Genomic DNA, 20,912 nt, shown 5'->3' on the forward strand with positions numbered 1-20,912 from the left:
AGCGGGCAATGGCGCAACCCTCGGGTTGCAGTTGCGCGGTCGTGTCGGAGCCTGCGCCTACCATGCGAACCGTGCGGATCAAAATCGTTCTCGCGGTCGGCATCACCGCCGGCGCCCTCACCCTTGCCGCCGGCGCCGGCTGGCCACTGGCGTTGGCCGCCGCGGGGCTCGCACCTCTCGCGCTGGCCGCCGTGCCGCATTTCCTGACCGGGTTGCGCACGCCGGCCCCTGCCGAGAATCCGATCGACGCCATGTCGGGCACCGAGTTCGAGGACTACATCGCGCGCATCGCCCGCTCGTGCGGCGCGCCGGTGATCATGACATCCGTCACCGGGGACTGGGGCGTCGATCTCGTCGTCGGCCGCCGGCCGGATCGGCTTGCCGTGCAATGCAAGCGGTTGAATCGACCGGTCGGTACCAGCGCCGTCCAGGAGGTGGTGGCCGGCGCCGCGATGCAGGACTGCACCCACACGATGGTCGTCACCAACAACGAGTTCACGCCGGCTGCGCGCAAGCTTGCCGAACGCCACGCCTGCGTCCTGGTCAGCGGCACGGATATCCCCCGGCTCAAGGGATTGATCCGCGGACTGACTACATCGCGGTGAGCACCTCGCGCACCGCGTCGACGGCGGCATCGATCTCGCCGGCCGTCACCGTCAACGCCGGCCGGAACCGTACCGAGTCCGCGCCGCTGGCCAGCATGATGACCTGCCGCTCCCACAATCGCTGGATCAGTTCGTCGCGCGCGGCGGCGGTCGGCATGCTGAATGCGCACATCAGCCCGCGGCCCCGCGGGTCGAGCACCCGGCCCGGGAACTCGTCGGCCAGCTCACACAGCCGATCCAGCAGGCGGCGTCCCGCGGCGGCGGCATTGGCGATCAGCTCATCGGCCTCGATGACCTCCAGGATGCGCCGCGCGCGGACCATGTCGGTGAGGTTCCCGCCCCAGGTGGAGTTGATCCGCGAGCTCACGTGGAACACGTTGTCGGCCACTTCATCGACGCGTCCCCCGGCCATCACGCCGCATACCTGAGTCTTCTTGCCGAAGGCCACCACATCCGGAGTGACACCCAATTGCTGGTAGGCCCAAGCGGTTCCGGTGATACCACAGCCGGTCTGCACCTCGTCGAAGATGAGCAGCGCGTCGAACTCATCACACAACGCACGCATGGCCGCGAAGAACTGCGGGCGGATATGCCGGTCGCCCCCCTCCCCCTGGATCGGTTCGGCGATGAAGCAGGCGATGTCATGCGGATGCCGCTCGAATGCGGCACGCGCCTGGCGAAGTGACTCGGCCTCCAACGCGGCCATATCGGCGCCGGGCCGCAGATAGGGGGCGTCGATACGCGGCCAGTCGAACTTCGGAAAACGGGCGACCTTGTTGGGATCGGTGTTGGTCAGCGACATCGTGTAGCCACTGCGGCCATGAAACGCGCCGCGCAGGTGCAGAACCCGCGTGCCCAGTGCCGGATCGATACCGCGGGCCTCATTGCGCCGACTCTTCCAGTCAAAGGCCACCTTCAGTGCGTTCTCGACGGCCAGCGCGCCGCCGTCGACGAAGAACAGATGCGGCAGAGCCGGGTCGCCCAGCACCCGGGCGAACGCGTCCACGAAGCGCGCCATCGGGACCGTGTAGATATCGGAGTTGCTGGGCTTGTTGACCGCCGCCTGGGCCAGTTCGGCGCGGAAGGTCTCGTCGTCGGCCAGCGCCGGATGGTTCATCCCGAGTGCCGACGAGGCGAAGAACGTGAACATGTCCAGGTAACGGCGGCCGTCGCGGGCGTCGACCAGAACCGAGCCGCGGGATCGGTCGAGATCGAGCACCAGGTCCATGCCGTCGGCCAGCATGTTGCGACTCAGCACATCGTGCACCTGGCGGGCGGGGATCTGAGCGGGGCGCTGATGGCGCGCGGAAGGCAGGACAGCGGTCATGCCGCCACTCTAACGCAATATTTACACTCGATGCACGTTGAAACAGTAACTATTCCGGCAGATATGTTCTTCCATCGTAAAAAGTCTGTAAGATGATGGTGCTTCGCGTGCGGACATTGGCCGCCGTGCGGATCCGCTGCAGCAGGTCTTCCAGCGTCCGCGCCGAGGCGACCCGCACCAACAGCACATAACTCTCATCGCCGGCCACCGAGTAGCACGACTCGATCTCGTCGATGTGGCGCAGCCGGGCCGGGGCGTCATCGGGTTGAGAGGGATCAAGAGGAGTGATGGCCACGAACGCCGACAGCATGTGCCCGACCGTCTCGGGGTTGACCCGGGCGGTGTACCCGGTCACCACGCCGCGGGATTCCAGCCGCCGCACCCGCGACTGGACCGCCGAGACCGAGAGTCCGGTGGTGGTCGCGAGATGCGCCAGCGTCGCGCGACCGTCCGCGATGAGTTCCCGCACCAGGATCCGATCGATCTCGTCGAGGTGCTCGGTGTCGACCATGGCCGGAGACTATCGCAGATGACCGTGCCCACTTCACAGTTGCGCGCATCGTTCGCCGCGACACTGTCGCAGATGTACGGCGCCGAGGTTCCCGCGTACACCACGCTGGTGGAGGTCACCTCCGAGGTGAACCGCGAGTGTGCGGGCTCGGATCGACTCGGCTCGCTCGCGCGGGTCACCGCCGAACGCCACGGGGCGATCCGGGTGGGCAGCGCCGCCGAACTCGCCGACACGGCCGACCTTTTCGCGGCGTTCGGCATGTTCCCGGTGGGGTTCTACGATCTGCGCGCGGCGAAGTCACCGGTGCCGGTGGTATCGACCGCGTTCCGCCCCATCGACCCGGACGAATTGGACGCCAATCCTTTTCGGGTGTTCACCTCCATGCTTGCCACCGCCGACACGAGGTTCTTCTCCGCCGAGCTGAGGGCCAGGGTGGACCACTTCGTCGCCCGGCGTCAGCTCTTCGACCCGGCCCTGATCGCCCAGGCCCGCCGCATCGCCGCCGATGGATGCCCGCGGGCCGAGGCCGGCGACTTCGTCCGGCGTGCCGCCGCCGCATTCGCGCTGTCCCGCGATCCGATCGACAAGGCCTGGTACGACGAATTGTCGGCGGTGTCGGCGGTCGCCGCCGATATCGCCGGCGTGCGCACCACCCACATCAACCACCTCACCCCGCGGGTGCTGGACATCGACGAGCTGTATGCCCGGATGACCGCACGGGGTGTCACCATGATCGAGGCGATCCAGGGACCACCACGCACCACCGGGCCGGCGGTACTGCTGCGCCAGACCTCGTTTCGGGCGCTGGCCGAACCGCGCCGCTTCCGCGCCCCGGACGGCACGGTGTTCGACGGCACGTTGCGGGTGCGCTTCGGCGAGGTCGAGGCGCGCGGCGTGGCGCTCACGCCGGCCGGGCGGGCGCGCTACGACGCCGCCATGACCGATCCCGAACACTGGGACCGGTACTTCCCGGACGACGACACCGCGATGGCGGCCCAAGGCCTCGCCTACTATCGCGGCGGGGACCCGACCAAACCCGTTGTCTACGAGGATTTCCTGCCCGCTTCGGCAGCGGGGATCTTCCGCTCCAACCTGGACTCCGACGCCGCGCCGGTGCAGATATCCGACGAGTCGGGCTACAGCCCGGACTGGATGTCGGGCGCCATCGACCACCACATCCACGACCCTTACGCCCTCTACGAGAAAGCGGCATCATGACCGTCATGCACACGAACACGCTCCCCACCGCAACCGACCTCCGCGACCGGGTACGTGTCGCGCTGCAGGCGATCGGCGCCGACGCCCGGCTCGAGGCACCGAACCAGCCGGGACTGCCCGCCGGCAGCCCGATCAGCGGCAACGTGCTCTTCACGGTGCCCGAGCACACTGCGGCCGACACCGAGGAGGCCATCGCCGCCGCAGCCGCGGCCTTCCTGGACTGGCGGACCACTCCCGCACCGGTGCGCGGCGCCCTGGTGGCACGGCTCGGTGAACTGCTCACCGAGCACAAGTCCGATCTCGCGACCCTGGTGACCGTGGAGGCCGGCAAGATCACCTCCGAGGCGCTCGGCGAGGTACAGGAGATGATCGACATCTGCCAATTCGCCGTCGGCCTGTCCCGCCAGCTCTACGGCAAGACGATCGCCTCCGAGCGGCCCGGCCACCGGCTCATGGAGACCTGGCATCCGGTGGGCGTGGTCGGTGTCATCACCGCGTTCAACTTCCCGGTCGCGGTGTGGGCGTGGAACACCGCGATCGCGCTGGTGTGCGGGGACACCGTGGTCTGGAAGCCCTCGGAGTTGACTCCGCTGACCGCCATCGCGTGCCAGGCCCTGATCGAACGCGCCTGCGCCGACGTCGGTGCCCCGCCGGAGGTGTCCCGCCTCGTCCAGGGTGGTCGCGAGATCGGCGAGAAGCTCGTCGACGATCCGCGGGTCGCCCTGGTCAGCGCGACCGGATCGGTGCGGATGGGACGCGAGGTCGGACCCCGGGTCGCCGCGCGGTTCGGCAAGGCACTGCTCGAACTCGGTGGCAACAACGCCGCCATCGTCACCCCGTCGGCGGATCTCGACCTCGCGGTGCGCGCCATCGTGTTCTCGGCGGCCGGGACGGCGGGCCAACGGTGCACCACCTTGCGCCGGGTCATCGCGCACACCTCGATCGCCGAGGAACTGTGTCGTCGGGTGGCCGCGGCCTACGCCTCGCTGCCGATCGGCGACCCCTCCACCGAGGGAAACCTCGTCGGTCCGTTGATCCATGCCCGCGCATACCGCGATATGGTCGGCGCACTCGAGGCGGCCCGCGCCGACGGCGGTGAGGTGATCGGTGGGCACCGCCACGATGTCGGGGACGAGGGCGCCTACTACGTGTCCCCGGCGCTGGTGCGCATGCCCGCACAGACCGAGGTGGTGCACCACGAGACGTTCGCCCCGATCCTCTACGTGCTGACCTACGAGGATCTGGACTCCGCGATCGAGCTGAACAACGCGGTACCGCAGGGACTTTCCTCGGCGATCTTCACCACCGACATCCGCGAGGCCGAGCGGTTCATGGCCGCCGACGGATCGGACTGCGGTATCGCCAACGTGAACATCGGCACCTCGGGTGCGGAGATCGGCGGCGCGTTCGGCGGTGAGAAGCAGACCGGCGGCGGCCGGGAATCGGGATCGGACTCCTGGAAGGCCTATATGCGCCGGGCGACCAACACCGTCAACTACTCCGGCGAGCTGCCGCTTGCTCAGGGCGTGCGATTCGGGTGAGCGGGGCCGGGTCCAACCCGGGTTGCTGTGCTCCTGCCCGCCGCACGTAATATCGAGGGCTGTGAGCGAGCAGGTCGAACAGCGGGAATTCCAGGCAGAGGCCCGTCAACTGTTGCAGCTGATGGTGCACTCCATCTACTCCAACAAGGACTCGTTCCTGCGGGAACTGGTCTCGAATGCCTCCGACGCCCTGGACAAGTTACGACTCGCGGCGTACCAGGACAAGGACCTGGACGTCGATACCTCCGACCTGCACATCGACATCGACCCCGATGGCGCTGCGCGCACGCTGACGATCCGCGACAACGGCATCGGCATGTCCCGCGACGAGGTCGTGGAGCTGATCGGCACGCTCGCCAAGTCCGGCACCGGCGAGCTGCGCCGCAAGCTCAGCGAGGCGCAGCAGCAGGGTGAGGTCAGCGACCTCATCGGCCAGTTCGGCATCGGGTTCTATTCGACGTTCATGGTGGCCGACAGGGTCGTGCTACTGACCCGCAAGGCGGGCGAGAGTACCGCCACCCGTTGGGAATCCAGCGGTGACGGCACCTATACGATCGCCACGGTCGACGACGCCCCACAGGGCACGTCGGTGACGTTGCACCTCAAGCCCGAAGACGCCGACGACGAGCTGCACGACTACACCGCACCGTGGAAGATCCGGCAGCTGGTCAAGAAGTATTCCGACTTCATCTCCTGGCCCATCCGGATGGAGGTCGAGAAGACCGTCCCGGCTCCGGAAGGCGCCGAGGAGGGCACCGAGCCGACCGTCACCACCGAGATCGAGACCGTCAACTCGCGCACCGCACTGTGGGCGAAGCCCAAGAGCGAGGTCTCCGACGAGGAGTACCAGGAGTTCTACCGCCACATTGCGCATGCGTGGGACGAGCCGCTCGACGTCATCGCGATGAAGGCCGAAGGCACCTTCGAGTACCAGGCGCTGTTGTTCATCCCCTCGCAGGCGCCGTTCGACCTGTTCAACCGCGACGGGCGCACCGGTGTGCAACTGTACGTCAAGCGCGTGTTCATCATGGGTGACTGCGACGAGCTGCTTCCTGAGTACCTGCGGTTCGTCAAGGGTGTCGTCGACGCACAGGACATGTCGCTCAACGTGTCTCGTGAGATTCTTCAGCAGGACCGCCAGATCAAGGTGATCCGGCGCAGCCTCACCAAGAAGGTGCTCTCGGCGATCAAAGACCTGCAGGCCAACCGCCCGGACGACTACGCGACCTTCTGGTCGCAGTTCGGCCGCGCATTCAAGGAGGGTCTGCTCTCGGATCCCGACAATCGCGACACCGTGCTCGGCCTGTCGGCGTTCGCATCGACCTTCAGCCCGGACAACCCGACGACGCTGACCGACTACGTGGGGCGGATGCGGGAGGGCCAGGAACAGATCTTCTACGCCACGGGTGAATCACGCCAGGTGCTGGAGCGCTCACCGCACCTGGAGGCGTTCAAGGCCAAGGGCTTCGAAGTGCTGCTGCTCACCGATCCCGTCGACGAGGTGTGGGTCGACGCGGTACCGGAGTTTCAGGGCAAGGCGCTGCAGTCGGTGGCCAAGGGCGAGGTCGACCTCGGCGACACGGATACCGACAAGCCGGATCACGGTGAGTTCGCCGAGTTGCTCACCTGGTTGCAGGAGACCCTCGACGAACACGTCAAGGAAGTGCGGCTCTCGACCCGACTGACCTCGTCGCCTGCCTGTCTGATCACCGACACCTTCGGCATCACTCCACAATTGGCGCGCATGTACCGCGCCTCGGGCCAGGACGTACCCGTCGGCAAGCGGATCCTGGAGCTCAATCCCGATCACGCCCTCGTCACGGCGTTGCGGGACGGCTTGGCATCGGGGGCCGAAGGTCTCCGCGATGCAGCCGAGTTGCTCTACGGCACAGCGCTTCTCGCCGAGGGTGGCTCGCTCGACGATCCGGCACACTTCGCCGCCATCCTGGCTGACCGGTTGGCCAAGACCTTCTAGCAGGTCGGTCGTGGTGCGTCGCGCAGGCAACCTCAGCGCCGAACGTCGGCCTCCAACTCCGCCAGCACCGCCTCGGTATCGGCGCCCAACGCCGGTGCCGGTCCGCGGACATGGCCCGGGGTACGGGAGAACCAGGTCGGCACACCGGGAAACCGGACCGGGCCGTCCGGGGTCTGGACCGTCTCGAACAGCCCGGCGGCGTTGAGCTGCGGCGAATCGAACAGCGCGTCGAGGGTGTTGATCGGTGTTGCCGGTATCTCCAACTCCGCGAACAGATCCAGCCACTGCGCGGTGGTGCGCTCCCGCATGGTCTGCGCGACCAGCCCGTACACCGTGTCGATCTGCTTGGCGCGCAGTTCCAGCGTGGCGTAGGCGTCGGAATTCCAGGCCGGCCGCACCGCATCGATGAAGGCGCGCCAGTGCTTGTCGTTGTAGATCAGCGCGGCGACGAACCCGTCCTTGGTCTCGTACGGGCGCCGGTTCGGTGCCACGGTGCGCGGGTAGATCGCCGGCCCGACGGGCGGGTCGAAGATGGCGCCGTTGGCGTGCTCGACGAGCATGAAGGAAGCCATCGTCTCGAACATGCTGACCTCCACCTCCTGACCCTCACCGGTGCGCTCGCGGTGGAACAGCGCCATCATGGTGGCGTACAACGCGGTCAGGCCGGTGACCTTGTCGGCCATGATGGTCGCGACGTAGGTGGCATCGCCGGTCAGCTGCTTCTGCACCGCGGGCAGCCCGCACTCCGCCTGGATGGTGTCGTCGTATGCGGGCCGGTCGGCATCCGGGCCACGCCTGCTGTACCCATAGCAGTTGGTGTAGACGATCTTGGGGTTGATCGCGGCGACCGATTCGTAGTCGAACCCGAGTCTCGCTATCGCCTTGGCCCGCATGGAGTGGATGAACACGTCTGCCGTCGCGACCAGTGCGCGCAGCGCCGCCGCACCCTGTTCGGAGCGCAGATCCAGTACGACACTGCGCTTCCCGCGGTTCACATTCACGAACACGCCGTTCATACCCGGCGACGGACCCACCGCCACGTTGCGGGTGATGTCCCCTTCGGGTGGCTCGATCTTGATGACGTCGGCACCCATGTCGGCCATGATCTGGGTGCAGTACGGGCCCATCACCACCGAGGTGACGTCGATGACGCGCACCCCGTGCAGCGGCCCCCGATGGTCACTCATGCTGGGCCCCTTGGGATGCCATGGCGAACGAGTACCTGATGTGGTCGGTGTGGCCGTCGGGCACCGGCGGGAACACCAGCGGCGCCGTGTCGTCGCGAATCTGCTCGATATCGGCCGCGACGTCCTCGACCGACCACGACGGCCGGTAGACGCCGGCCGTCTCGGCGACGAAGGCACGGGCCACCCTGCCGCCTATCGCTATCAGCATCTCGCCGGTCACCGAGCAGCTCTCGTGCGACAGCCAGGCCACCATCGGCGCCACCAATTCCGGCCCCATCGGCGGGTAGGACGAGGTGTCGATACCCTCCGCCATCCGGGTGACCGCGCTGGGTACGACGACGTTGCAGGTGACGTTGTGTGCGGCACCCTCCAGCGCGGCCACATTGGACAGCCCGACCAGACCCGCCTTCGCGACGGCGTAGTTGGCCACGCCGTGGTTTCCGTAGAGTCCTCCAATGGAGGAGGTCAGCACGATGCGGCCGAAGCCGTTGTCGCACATGATCGGAAAGGCCGGGCGCAGCACATGGAACCCACCGCGCAGGTGCACATCGAGGACGGCGTCGAAGTCCTGGTAGCTCAGCTCCCGCAGCGGCGCGCGGCGCACCGTGCCGGCGTTGTGGATCAGGATGTCGACGCGACCGTAGTTCCGCACGGCCGCGTCGATGATGGCCCGGCCCCCGTCGGCGGTGGCCACCGAGTCCGTGCTCGCGATGGCATGCCCACCGGCAGCGACGATCTCACGAACCACGTCGTCGGCGGGCCCCCCGTCTGCTCCCTCACCGGTCAGAGTGCCACCGACGTCGTTCACGACGACCTTCGCACCGCGCGAGGCCAGCAGGAGTGCGTACTCGCGGCCCAGCCCACGGCCGCCGCCGGTGATGACGGCGACGCGGTCGTCGAAGCGCAGGGTCACCTGATCTCCAGCCCCGCCAGATCGCCCGCGGCACGCCAGTCGGCGATCAGGTCATCGAAGGCGTAGAAACCGGGCGCATAGAAGTCGCCGAGGAAGCCCCCGTTGCGTACCGCGCTACCGCGCCCCTCGTTGTTGTAATAGCCGGGCGTGCAGGATAGTTCGAAGGCCGAGTTGTCGATCGAGAGTTCCCGCACGGTCGCCACCCAGCTCTCCTGGCCCTGCTGGCTCGGTTCCACCGTGGTGGCACCGCGGCGCTGGGCCTCGGAGATGATGTAGGCGATGTGGCGGGCCTGCTGCTCGAACATCGCGGTGGTGTTGGCCGACACCCCGCCCTGGATGAAGCCCATGAAGAACTGGTTGGGGAATCCGCGGCTGGTCATCCCGTGCAGCGTCTTGTAGTCGTCGCGCCAGTGGTCGAACAGCGAGAGTCCGTCGCGGCCGGTGATCCGCTCGATCGCGAACCGCCGGTGGATCTCGGTGGAGATCTCGAAGCCGCTGGCGAAGATCACGCAATCGACCTCGTATTCCACGCCGTCAGCGACGATGCCCTTCTCGGTCAGCCGCTGCACACCCTTGGAAGCCGAGACGTCCACCAAGGTGACGTTGGGCCGGTTGAAGGTGTCCAGATAGTGTTCACTGGAGGTCGGCCGCTTACACATGAAACGGTAGTACGGCTTGAGCGCCTCGGCGGTGCCCGGGTCGGTGACGATCTCGGCGACGCGGCGACGCAGCCGCTCCATGATCTTGTAGTCCTCTTCCTCCCGGAACGCCATGATCTGCTCGATACTCACCGAGGCGGGATCGTCGCTGGCCGCGATCCGGGCCGTCAGGTTCCGCCCGAGCTCAGTCCAGAAGTCACACACCAGATCCGGTTCGCCGAACACCACTCCGACGAACGGTGACCAGTTGTGGAAGTTGCGCTTGCGTTCCTCCTGCCAGCCCGGCTGCAGCGCTGCAGCCCACTCCGCGTCGGTGGGCGGGTTGGACCGCTCGTCGACCGAGGAGGGGGTCCGCTGGAACACGAAGAGTTCTTTGGCGTCGCGGCCGAGGTGCGGCACCAGCTGGATGCCGGTCGCACCGGTGCCGACCAGCGCCACCCGCTTGTCGGCGAGCTTGTGCAGCCCGCCGTCGGCGTCACCTCCGGTGTAGTCGTAATCCCAACGTGCCGAATGAAAGACGTGTCCGGAGAAGTCCTTGATACCGGGGATCCCCGGCAGCTTCGGCCGGTTATAGGAGCCCTGCGCCATCACCACGAACCGGGCCCGGATCTCGTCGCCGCGGTCGGTGCTGATCTGCCACCGCTGCGTGGCATCCTCCCAGCACAGTTCCCGCACCTGGGTGGAGAACAGCGCACCGTCGTACAGTCCGAAGTGCTTCCCGATATTGCGGCAGTGCTGCAGGATCTCGGCGCCGTCGGCGAACTTCTTGCTCGGCATGAAGTCGAGCTCTTCGAGCAGCGGGATGTAACAGTACGCGTCGTTGTCGCATTGGATTCCGGGGAACCGGTTCCAGTACCACACCCCGCCGAAGTCACCGGCCATCTCGATGACCCGGATCCCCTCGACCCCGGCCTTCTTCAGGTAGGCCCCGGCCAGCAGACCCGCGAAACCGCCACCGAGGATGACGACGTCGACGTCCTCGACGACCGGGTCCCGTTCGACGACCGTCGTGTACGGGTCCACCTCGTAGAATTCGGCGAGATCGTCCTCGAGCTCCAGGTATTGGTCGGCGCCGTCGGGTCGCAGCCGTTTCGCCCGTTCGGCGGCGTACTTCTCGCGCAGCGCCGGAATGTCGATATCGGCCGGGGGGTCCGTCGGTCCGCACGGGGTCGTCATGCGAGAGCGTTCTCCGGCAGCGCGGCGGGATGCAACGGGGCGGCCATCTCGTGCACCGCGGGCAGTACCTCCTGGGCGAACAGTCGGGTGCTTTCCATGGCGTCCTCATACGGCATGGTGCCGAACTGCGGGACGATCGTCACCTCGGAGAACGAGCACGCCTGTTGTGCGGCCTTCAGCTTCTCGAACACCACTTCCGGGGTCCCGATCAGCAGATTGGAGGCGTGGTATCCGGGCGGGCCGCCCTTCTTCTGGTCGCCCACCTGCGAGGCCAGCACCGCGGTCGCGGTGGCTTCGCGCGCGGCGTAGGCCTCATACCCCTTGACGCCGTTGAAGTTGGACGCGTCGGCAAATCCGTAGTGGACGTTGACATCCCGGTTCGCCGTCCAGATCCACTCCTCGGTCAGCGCGGCCAGCTTGTCGTCATCCTTGGCCGTGCAGTACATGAACATCACGTTCTTGGGCTGACACGGCTCGAAGCCCTCCTCGGCGCGGAAGGTGTTGACCTTGCGGACCTCCTCGCCGGCATCCCAGATCGGCTTGTTGCCGACGAACAGCGGCACCATGCCGCGCCGCGACAGGATCTCCAGCGATTCCGCGGTCGAGGACGAACTGTAGATCCGCGAGAACAGGTCCTTGCTGATCGGTTCGGGTCGCAACGACATCTCCGGGAAGCTGAAGATCTCTCCGTCATAGGAGAACCGCTCCCCACCGAACGCCAACTCCAGGATGTCGAGGGTTTCGTTGAAGCGCTGCCTGCTCTGCTCGCGTGGCACGCCGACGGCGTCGAACTCGCTCTTGGACACTCCCCGCCCGATGCCGATGGTGTCGTACCGGCCATTGGAGACGATGTCCAGATAGGCGATCTGGTGCGCCAGGCGCACCGGGTTCCACCACGGCGCGACCGCCACGAAGGTGCCCAGACTGACTCGCTCGGTCCGCCCGGCGAAATACGTCAGGGCCTGGATCGGGTTGGGCGTCATACCATATGGGGTGCCCTGGTGCTCGGGGAACCAGATCCCGTCGTAGCCCAGCGGCTCGGCCAGGTCGCCGAGCGCCAACGCGGCCTGCACGCACACGTGGTCCGGTGTGGTGGGCGCGGCGCGGAAATCACCCGCCATCACCCGTTCCCAGTCGCGCGAGTTCTGCGCACCCGTACCCAGATTGACCTTCATCATCGTCTCCTTTGCCTGTGATTTGTGGAGTCTTAGCCGGACTCATTACGGCTAAGACTCCACAAATCGCTAGATGTCGTGGGGTTCTCCGCTGCCCATGTACTTGGACAGCTGGTAATGCAGGTTCACGGTGCTGCGTTCCCGATACGGATTGGGCAGCGTGCCGGGGAAGCCGGCCGACTTCATGCCCTGCTGCACGGCGGCCATATTGGAAAAGTCCTGTGGCAGAACCGAAAGCCAGTTCGGTGAATCCTTCGGCGTATAGACCCACTCCGTCTGGGGTTCACCCCCTTCGGGGTACAGCTCGAAGACGGCGACCTCGAAGATGCACTTGTTGGGGTCATAGCTCGGATCGGGACGCGCGGCATAACACAGCGCACTGGTCAGCCCCTGTCCCACTTGGAAGTTCGGGAAGATCTGCCAGGCCGTTCCGCTCTGGCCCAGGATATCGGGCGGGATGGTCGGCCATATCACGCCGCGGGCCTCGTCATCGCGGCGCGCCGAGGCCAGCCAGTGCGCCAGCACCTGATCGGCCGGAGTGCCCTCGGGCAACTCATCGACCAGCCGCTTGGCGGCCTCCACCAGCGTCCTCGTCGTCGTCGCGTTGGTCTCTTCCATGGTGTAGACCTGCATCTCGGCGGTGGAGATGCGCGGGTCACCGGTACCGAGCCGGATCTTGGACTTGGTCTCGTCCATGCCCTTGGGGGCGTCATAACCGATATTGCTGTGCTTGCCCTGGGCCTTGGCCCAACCCTTGAACTCGCCGAACTTGTTGAACTCCGGGTGGGTGGTGAACACGTGGTAGGTCTCGTTGAAGGCCTCCATCGCGACTTTCCAGTTGCAGTCGAAGTACAGCCATTTGCGCCACTTGTAGCGCATGTTCTCCAGGCCGAACGGATCCAGGATCTTCGCGGCCGGCATCAGGTAGTCGGCCAGCGACTCGGCCTCGGGGTCCATGTTGATGAACAACCAGCCACCCCAGGTGTCCACCTGCACCGGCGCCAGGTGCGTGTTCGCCGGGGTGAGCTTGCCCTGCCAGTCGTCCTGCTCGCGGATGTGCGTACAGGTGCCGTCCAGACCATAGGTCCAGCCGTGGAACCCGCAGACGAAGGACTTGCGCGCCCGGCCCACGGCGTTCTTGGCGCCCTCCGGGTTGTCGATCAGCTTGCGCCCGCGGTGCATGCACACGTTGTGGTGGGCCGTGAACGAATCGGCCGAGTTCCCTGTGCCGGTGCGCACCACGATGATCGAGTCGTCGAGGATGTCGTAGGTCAGATAGCCGCCCACCTCGGGGATCTCATCGACCCGGCCCACCTGCTGCCACACCTTGCGCCACAGTCTGTCTCGTTCATTGCGCGCGTACTCCGGACAGATGTACGCATCGACAGGGATGGTCATCGCCGACGACAGATCCTCGGCGACCCGCCCCGTGGCGTCGTCGGGTTCGGCATCCACCTCGATGGTGGCGTCGAGATCGGATTCGGTGTGCGTCACCTGTTTGTCCTTTCAGATCCGACGGATCGCGCTGCGGAAGTTGTCGTCCTTGAGGAACAGCGAGGTGTTGTCCGCCCCGAGGTGCGTCCAGCGCAGGTTGAGCCCGCCGTCGACGAGCAGCGTCTGCCCGGTGACATAGCCTGCGAGATCGGACAGCAGAAACATGATCGCGCCGGCCTGCTCGAGCGGGGTTCCCCGGCGCCCCATGGCGATTGCGGCGCGGTCCCGTTCGGGGTCCTCCTCGACGTAGGTGGCCGACGCCGCGGTCTCGGTGACCCCGGGTGCGACGGCATTGACGCGGATACCGTACGGGGCCAGTTCGACGCCCAGGGTCCTGGTCGCGGCGACGACAGCGGCCTTGGCCGTGCCGTAGGCGATGTGGAACGGTGCGCTGTTCATCCCGCTGATCGAGGACACCGACACGATCGAGCCGGGGCCACCGGCGGCACGGATCTCGGCAGCGACCGCCTGGCTCATGAAGAACATCGTCTCCAGGTTTGCGGTGAACAGGTCCCGCCAGTCCGATCGTGTGACACGGGTGGCCGGCATCCAGGTCTCCGGCGCGGCGCCGCCCGCGATGTTCACCAGACCGTAGAGCGACCCGTCCGCGGAGCGGGCGGCCTCCAGCACCGTCGCGATGCCCTCGTCGGTCGCGGCGTCGGCGGTCACCGGTATCACCGGCAGCCCACTGTCGGCCAGTGGCGCGACATGGGTGTCCAGGTTGGCCCGCGAGCGGCTCACCGCGATGACCGTGGCGCCGGCCTCGGCCGCCAGCCGCGTGACCGTGGTCCCGATTCCGCCTCCGCCGGCACCGGAGACGACGACGATTCGCCCGTCGAGCCTCAGGTGGTCAGCCATGTCCCGCTGCTCTCGACCCGCCGAAGTCGGCGATCATTTGTCCGTACAACATATGCCGCTCTACTCATTGGAGAACACTATTCCGCAGCGGTTATGTGGCCGTCAAGAGCGATCCGCGACCGTGTTCGGACTATTGTCTGGACTAGGTGTGAGTTGATAGCGTCCAGCACATGAGCATCGCGCAGACCGGGCGGTATCCAGTCGGGTCGCCACCGGACACCGCCGCCGGCTGGTTGCTGACCCGTCTCACGGCGCCCAGCAGGCTGTTCGGCGCCAACGGTCTGCGCACCGGTCCCGACGGACGCCTGTACATCGCGCAGGTGACCGGGAGTCAGGTCAGCGCACTGGATGTGGGCACCGGCGAGATCGAGACCATCTGCGCCAAGGGCGGCGACATCGTCGCCCCCGATGATCTGGCCTTCGGCGCCGACGGTGGCCTGTACGCGACCGAGGTGATGGACGGCCGGGTCAGTGCACGCGACGCGTCCGGGACCGCCCGCGTGCTACGCGACGATCTGCCGTCGGCCAACGGCATCACCTTCCATCAGGGCCGATTGTTCGTCAACGAGTGCCGCGATGGCGGCCGATTGCTGGAGATGGACCTCACCGGCGGCGAACCACGGCTCATCCTGGCCGACCTGCCCTCCCCCAACGCCATGGAGGTCGGGCCCGACGGGCTGCTGTACTTCCCGGTGATGACCGCCAATCAGATCTGGCGGGTACATCCCGACGGTGGCGAGACCGAGGTCGTGGCCGGTGATCTCGGGGTACCGGACTCGGTCAAATTCGATGCCGACGGCACCATCGTGTCCACCCAGGTCGCCAGCGGTCAGGTGTTGCGCATCGATCCGCGCACCGGAGCCAAGACCGTGCTGTGCACCTTGACCCCCGGGTTGGACAACTGCGCGTTCGTCGACGGTCGGCTGTTCGTCTCCCACTTCACCGGCGCCATCACCGAGATCCTCGGGAACGGCGATACGCGCGCACTGCTGCCCGGCGGACTGAACTGGCCGCTCGACATCGTCGTCGGCGCAGACGGCCTGCTGTATGTCGCCGACGGAACCTATCTCTACCGCGTGCGTGCCGGTGGCGCACCGCAGACCGTCGGCATGCTGTTCAGCCCCGGTTACCCGGGGTTCGTGCGCGGGCTGACCGTGGCCGGGCCCGGCGAGTTCGTGGTCACCACGTCGGGCGGGCAGGTCGCCCGCTACCGCCCCGCCGACAACGAAACCACCTATCTGGCAGACGGTCTGGACCAGCTCTACGGAGTCACCCTGTTGCCCGACGGCACCCCGGTCGTCGTCGAACAGGGCACCGGACGGGTACTTGCCGTCAGTGGCTCCGGCACGCAGGTACTGGCCGCGGATCTGGATACCCCGGTCGGGGTGACCACCGATGCCGACGGGACCGTCCTGGTGTCGGTGGCCGGGGCGGTGCTGCGCGTGACGGCGTCGGGAACCGAGACCGTCGTCGACGGTCTCGTCACTCCGCACGGCATCCTGGTGGGCGCCGGCACGCTGTACATCCTCGACGCCGGCACCAAGTCCGTCATCGCCGTCGACCTCACCACCGGAGCACGCCGCACCCTGGCCGCCGGACTACCGGTCGGGGCACCACCGGGCGTCACGCCGAAACCGCTACGCGGGATGCCTCCGTTCTCCGGCCCGCAGGGCCCATTCGCCGGCCTCACGGCGGGACCCGATGGCACACTTTACTTTTCGGCCGACGGCGAGGGCAGCGTGTTCGCGCTGCGACCGGCGTGACACCGCGCACGGCCGAAGCGGCCGAGCACCGCTACCTGCAGGTGGCCCGGACACTGCGCAAGGAGATCGTGGACGGGGTCTACCCCGTCGGATCGCAACTGCCCACCGAGCACGAACTGTGCGACCGCTTCGCGGTCAGCCGGTACACCGTGCGCGAAGCGCTACGCCGGCTCCGTGACGACAACCTGGTGTCCTCGCGGCCGCGGACCGGCACCCTGGTGGTACCGCGCCCGTCGACGAGTTCCTATGCCCAGGACGTGATGTCGATCGACGACCTGTTGGCGTTCGCGGCGGGGACGCACTTCGAGATCGAGTCCAATGCGATGGTGACCATCGACACCGAACTGGCCGGGCGCACGGGACTGCGGCCGGGCGAGCAGTGGCTTGCGGTGCGCGGCTACCGTCGGGACGCCGTGGCGAACACCCCGATCTGTCGCACCGAGTACTACGTGAACCGGGCCTTCGCGGCGGTCGGCCGGATGCTGCAGCGCAATTCGGGTCCGATCTTCCCGCTCATCGAGGATCTCTATGGAGTCAGCATCACCGAGGTGCATCAGGAGATCACCGCGGTCGCGCTGCCTGCCGATCTCGCCGTGCTGCTCGACGCGGACGCCGGGGCCCCCGCACTGCAGATGCAGCGCAGCTACCGGACCTCCGACGGAGAGGTTGCCCAGGTCACCGTCAACACCCACCCGGCGTCCCGGTATCGGCATTCGATGACCATGCGCCGCGTCAAGGACCAACCGTGAGCACACTCGCCGCCGCGCTTGGCACTGCGGCACAAGAGCGTCCGGACCGGGTGCTCATCGTCGACGGAGACGTCGAACTGAGCACCGCCACGTTGTACCGGCAGGCGGGGGCCCTGGCCACCTCGATGTCACGGCGGATGCGCGTGGGCAGCGTGGTGTCCTTCATGTTGCCCAACTGGCACGAGGCCGCCATCGTCTATCTGGCCGCGGCGATCTCCGGCATGGTGGTCAATCCGATCCTGCCGTCGCTGCGCGACAGCGAACTGCGGTTCATCCTGTCCGACGCGGACGTGCGGATGATCGTCATCCCCGGGCAGTTTCGCGGATTCGACTACGCCGCGATGCTGTCGCGGGTGACCGCCGAGATGCCCGCGCCGCCCGAGGTCGTCGTGGTACGCGGGGAACATCCGGGGCAGACACCGCTGCCCGAACTGCTCGAAGCGCCGGCCGCCGCCGCGTCGGAGTCGGACCCCGCCGCGGCGCGCATGATCATGTACACCTCGGGTACCACCGGCCGGCCCAAGGGGGTTCTGCACAGCGATGAGTCGATCGAAGGCCTGATCCGCCAGATCGGTCGATACTGGCGCATCGATGCGGGTGACACGTTCCTGGTGCCTTCACCGATCGCTCATGTCGGCGGGTCCATCTACGCCTTCGAATGCCCCTTGCTGCTCGGCTCGAGCGCCGTGCTGATGGACACGTGGGACCCTGATGCCGCGGTCGCACTCATGCAGCAGCATCGGGTCACCCACATGGCCGGTGCCACACCGTTTCTGGACGGTTTGCTCGGCGCCGCCGAACGCGCCGGCAGCCGGTTGCCGGATCTGAAGGTGTTCATCTGCGGTGGCGCGTCGGTGCCTCCGGCGCTGATCCGCAGGGCAGCAGACTATTTCGACAACGCGGTCGTGACCCGTGTGTACGGGTCCACCGAGGTTCCGGTAACCACCGTGGGTTCCCTGGAATGCGCGGATCGTGCGGCCGACACCGACGGACACGCAGGCATCGCCGAGATCACGATCGTCGACGGCGAGATCCGGGTGCGGGGCCCGCAGATGTGCAAGGGGTACCTACACCGGGAGGATGGCGCGTCGGCGCTCGACGAGAACGGGTACTTCCGTACCGGAGATCTCGGCCATCTCACCGCCGACGGTCACCTGGTGGTGACCGGGCGCGCGAAGGACATCATCATCCGCAACGGCGAGAACATCTCCCCCAAGGAAGTCGAGGACATCCTGATCGGCCATCCGGAGATCGCCGAGATCGCCGTCGTGGGGATCCCCGATGCGCGCACCGGCGAGCGGGCGTGCGCGGTGATCGTTCCGCACGCCCGCAGCATCCCCGGGCTCGCCGATCTGCGCGATCTGCTGACCGCGCACGGCGTCGCCAGGTTCAAGACCCCCGAGCAGGTGGTCGTCTGGGATGCGTTGCCCAAGAACGATGCCGGAAAGGTGCTCAAGCACCAGATCCGGGCCACGCTGAGCAAGGGGGGCAACTGACATGCAGGTGGCGATCGTGACCGGCGCGAGCAGCGGCATCGGTTTCGGCTGTGCCGTCAAACTCGCCGAGGCCGGCATGGCGGTGCTCGGCGCCGGCCGCGATACCGACCGACTGACCGACCTGGCGCAGGCCATCGGTGACCCGGATCGGGTGGCGACGCTGGCCGTCGACCTGACCGCCGACGACGCCCCGGCCCGGATCGTCGACGCGGCGGTATCCCGTTGGGGCCATGTCGATTTCCTGGTCAACAATGCCGGTGTGGGCAGTCCCAAGCCGTTGCACGAGACCGATGACGAGTCGCTGGACTATTTCCTGGGGCTGATGCTGCGCGCACCGTTCCGGCTGGCCCGCGATGTGCTGCCGCATATGGGTCCCGGCTCGGCCATCATCAACGTCACCTCGACGTTCGCGGTGGTGGGTGGGATGCGGGGCGGCGCCTATTCGGCGGCCAAGGGCGGCCTCACCGCATTGACGGGCCACATCGCCTGTCAGTATGGCGCCGAGGGTATCCGCTGCAATGCGGTGGCCCCCGGGGTGACGCTGACCCCGATGGTCGCCACCCGGCTCGAAGACGAACGTTTCCGCAAGATCAACACCGAGATGACCCCGCACACCCGCCTCGGCACCGTCGACGATATCGCCAGCACGGTGGCGTTCCTGTGCTCTCCCGGAGGTGCTTTCATCAACGGGCAGACCATCGTCGTCGACGGCGGCTGGAGTTCGACGAAATATCTGTCGGATTTCGCACTGACCTCGCAGTGGGTCGCCAGGTGAATCTGTTCGCGGTACTCGACCAGGCCGCAACGCGTTTCGGCGATCGCGGCGCGGTGTACCTCGGCAACGAGCAATGCCACACGTTCGCCGGGCTCCGCGATCGGGCGTTGCGGCTGGCGTCATCCATATCGGCGAACAGGGATACCGGGGCACGGATCGCGATCGCCAGCGAAAACCGCCCCGAGATCATCGAGTTGATGTTCGCGGTCTGGGCCGCCGGCTGCGCGGTCGTCCCGATCAACTTCAAGCTGCATCCCCTGGAGATGGCGCAGATCCTCGAGGATTGCCGCGCCGCCGTCGTCTTCGCATCCCCGAAGATCGCCGGCGGTCTCGCCGCGGTCACCGATGTGGCGGTCGAAAACATCGAATCCCCCGCGTATGCCGCTCGCCTGCACACGCAGCCGGCCGTGCCGGCCATCGTGGACCCCGGCGCGCTGGCCTGGCTGTTCTACACCAGCGGCACCACCGGTAAGTCCAAGGGCGCGATGCTCTCGCACCGCAACCTGATGGCGATGACGGTGGCGCACCTGGCGGACTTCGACTCTCCGGACGAAAATTCCAGTCTCGTGCACGGGGCTCCGATGTCGCACGGCTCGGGTCTCTACATCGCGCCCTACATCCTGCGGGGCGCGCGGCAGGTCATCCCCGCTTCGTCGGGTTTCGACCCCGAGGAGTTTCTCGACCTGTGCGGCCACCACCCCCGCACCAGCTGCTTCCTCGCGCCGACCATGGTGGCGCGGCTGCTCGCCACGGGCCGGCCGCGCCCGCAGAACCTCACGACCATCGTCTACGGCGGTGGCCCGATGTACCTGGACACGCTCAAGAAGGCGATGGCCACGTTCGGGCCGACCCTGGTCCAGCTCTACGGGCAGGGTGAGGCACCGATGACCATCACCGGGTTGCGCAAGTGCGACCACCTCTCCGGCGATGGGCTGGCCGACGATGCGATCCTCGGCTCAGTGGGTTATCCGCGCAGCGGCGTCGAGGTCGCGGTGCTCGACGCCGACGGGAATCCCGCAGCGGTCGGTGAGATCGGTGAGATCGCCTGCCGCGGTGACGTCGTCATGTCGGGCTACTGGAACAACGCGGCAGCGACGTCGAGCACCCTGGTCGGCGGATGGTTGCACACCGGGGACATGGGATCCTTCGATGCACGCGGATACCTGACCCTGCGCGACCGCTCCAAGGACGTGGTGATCAGCGGCGGCAGCAACATCTACCCGCGCGAGGTCGAGGAGGTGCTCCTGGAACACGCCGGCGTCGAAGAGGCGTGTGTCGTCGGCGCACCGGACGAGGACTGGGGCGAGATGGTGGTGGCGTTCATCGTCGGGACGGCCGCCGAGGCGGACCTCGACGCTCACCTGCTGGAGCGGATCGCCCGGTTCAAGCGGCCCAAACGCTACATCTACGTCGACGAACTGCCCAAAAATAGCTACGGCAAGGTCCTCAAACGGGAGTTGCGCGAGTCGGTCCGCTGAGCCCTGGTAGAC

17 protein-coding genes are annotated in these 20,912 nt (G+C 67.1%); 9 read left to right on the top strand and 8 right to left on the bottom strand.

The genetic code is table 11. The features are described 5' to 3' along the window. Positions 1–62 precede the first annotated feature (62 nt). Positions 63–605, top strand: coding sequence for a restriction endonuclease (locus A7U43_RS23360; RefSeq protein ID WP_067999818.1), 543 nt, complete (start codon positions 63–65; stop codon positions 603–605). Here the strand turns inward: A7U43_RS23360 and lat are convergent. Both lat and A7U43_RS23370 read right to left on the bottom strand, forming a co-directional pair. Continuing rightward, positions 592–1,932: an L-lysine 6-transaminase gene (lat, locus tag A7U43_RS23365; RefSeq protein ID WP_067999820.1), complete on the bottom strand. Its 1,341-nt coding sequence runs from the start codon at positions 1,930–1,932 to the stop codon at positions 592–594. The two genes, A7U43_RS23360 and lat, sit on opposite strands and share 14 nt — an antisense overlap. Before the next feature lie 49 nt (positions 1,933–1,981). Continuing rightward, positions 1,982–2,443 (bottom strand): Lrp/AsnC family transcriptional regulator, encoded by a 462-nt coding sequence (locus tag A7U43_RS23370; protein WP_067999822.1) that lies wholly within the window; start codon positions 2,441–2,443, stop codon positions 1,982–1,984. A gap of 18 nt (positions 2,444–2,461) precedes the next feature. Here A7U43_RS23370 and hglS point away from each other — a divergent pair, with 18 nt between their 5' ends. The 3 genes from hglS to htpG all read left to right on the top strand — a co-directional run bounded on the left by hglS (position 2,462) and on the right by htpG (position 7,177). Then, positions 2,462–3,661, top strand: coding sequence for a 2-oxoadipate dioxygenase/decarboxylase (gene hglS, locus A7U43_RS23375; RefSeq protein ID WP_067999825.1), 1,200 nt, complete (start codon positions 2,462–2,464; stop codon positions 3,659–3,661). 5 nt (positions 3,662–3,666) lie between these two features. Then, complete coding sequence (amaB, locus tag A7U43_RS23380; protein WP_418287658.1) at positions 3,667–5,202, top strand: L-piperidine-6-carboxylate dehydrogenase; 1,536 nt, start codon at positions 3,667–3,669, stop codon at positions 5,200–5,202. A gap of 61 nt (positions 5,203–5,263) precedes the next feature. Then, positions 5,264–7,177 (top strand): molecular chaperone HtpG, encoded by a 1,914-nt coding sequence (htpG, locus tag A7U43_RS23385; protein WP_067999830.1) that lies wholly within the window; start codon positions 5,264–5,266, stop codon positions 7,175–7,177. Positions 7,178–7,209: 32 nt separating this feature from the next. Here htpG and A7U43_RS23390 read toward each other — a convergent pair whose 3' ends face one another. The 6 genes from A7U43_RS23390 to A7U43_RS23415 all read right to left on the bottom strand — a co-directional run bounded on the left by A7U43_RS23390 (position 7,210) and on the right by A7U43_RS23415 (position 14,639). Further along, positions 7,210–8,364 carry a CaiB/BaiF CoA transferase family protein gene (locus tag A7U43_RS23390; RefSeq protein ID WP_067999832.1) on the bottom strand — a complete coding sequence of 385 codons (1,155 nt, stop codon included), beginning with the start codon at positions 8,362–8,364 and terminating at the stop codon, positions 7,210–7,212. Further along, positions 8,357–9,277: an SDR family NAD(P)-dependent oxidoreductase gene (locus A7U43_RS23395; RefSeq protein WP_067999833.1), complete on the bottom strand. Its 921-nt coding sequence runs from the start codon at positions 9,275–9,277 to the stop codon at positions 8,357–8,359. The genes A7U43_RS23390 and A7U43_RS23395 overlap by 8 nt, the downstream gene beginning before the upstream one ends. Next, positions 9,274–11,112 (bottom strand): flavin-containing monooxygenase, encoded by a 1,839-nt coding sequence (locus tag A7U43_RS23400; protein WP_067999835.1) that lies wholly within the window; start codon positions 11,110–11,112, stop codon positions 9,274–9,276. The genes A7U43_RS23395 and A7U43_RS23400 overlap by 4 nt, the downstream gene beginning before the upstream one ends. Next, positions 11,109–12,287, bottom strand: coding sequence for an LLM class flavin-dependent oxidoreductase (locus A7U43_RS23405; protein ID WP_067999838.1), 1,179 nt, complete (start codon positions 12,285–12,287; stop codon positions 11,109–11,111). Before A7U43_RS23405 ends, A7U43_RS23400 begins: the two co-directional genes overlap by 4 nt. Positions 12,288–12,356: 69 nt before the next feature. Then, entirely contained in the window at positions 12,357–13,781 is a 1,425-nt protein-coding gene (locus A7U43_RS23410; protein WP_067999840.1) for an aromatic ring-hydroxylating oxygenase subunit alpha, read from the bottom strand. A gap of 12 nt (positions 13,782–13,793) precedes the next feature. After that, positions 13,794–14,639: an SDR family NAD(P)-dependent oxidoreductase gene (locus A7U43_RS23415; RefSeq protein ID WP_067999842.1), complete on the bottom strand. Its 846-nt coding sequence runs from the start codon at positions 14,637–14,639 to the stop codon at positions 13,794–13,796. A gap of 170 nt (positions 14,640–14,809) precedes the next feature. Between A7U43_RS23415 and A7U43_RS23420 the strand changes: the two genes are divergently transcribed. Genes A7U43_RS23420 through A7U43_RS23440 form a run of 5 tightly spaced genes read left to right on the top strand, consistent with a single transcriptional unit; the run spans position 14,810 to position 20,900 of the window. Beyond that, entirely contained in the window at positions 14,810–16,402 is a 1,593-nt protein-coding gene (locus A7U43_RS23420; protein ID WP_067999844.1) for an SMP-30/gluconolactonase/LRE family protein, read from the top strand. Then, entirely contained in the window at positions 16,399–17,151 is a 753-nt protein-coding gene (locus tag A7U43_RS23425; RefSeq protein ID WP_067999846.1) for a GntR family transcriptional regulator, read from the top strand. The genes A7U43_RS23420 and A7U43_RS23425 overlap by 4 nt, the downstream gene beginning before the upstream one ends. Continuing rightward, entirely contained in the window at positions 17,148–18,647 is a 1,500-nt protein-coding gene (locus A7U43_RS23430) for an AMP-binding protein (RefSeq protein WP_067999848.1), read from the top strand. The genes A7U43_RS23425 and A7U43_RS23430 overlap by 4 nt, the downstream gene beginning before the upstream one ends. A 1-nt stretch (position 18,648) precedes the next feature. Further along, positions 18,649–19,422, top strand: a complete 774-nt coding sequence (locus A7U43_RS23435; RefSeq protein ID WP_067999850.1) for an SDR family NAD(P)-dependent oxidoreductase — start codon at positions 18,649–18,651, stop codon at positions 19,420–19,422. Continuing rightward, entirely contained in the window at positions 19,419–20,900 is a 1,482-nt protein-coding gene (locus A7U43_RS23440) for an AMP-binding protein (RefSeq protein WP_068003543.1), read from the top strand. Before A7U43_RS23435 ends, A7U43_RS23440 begins: the two co-directional genes overlap by 4 nt. The last annotated feature ends 12 nt before the right edge of the window (positions 20,901–20,912 follow it).

It is taken from the genome of Mycobacterium adipatum (assembly GCF_001644575.1).
Classification (GTDB): Bacteria; Actinomycetota; Actinomycetes; order Mycobacteriales; family Mycobacteriaceae; genus Mycobacterium; species Mycobacterium adipatum.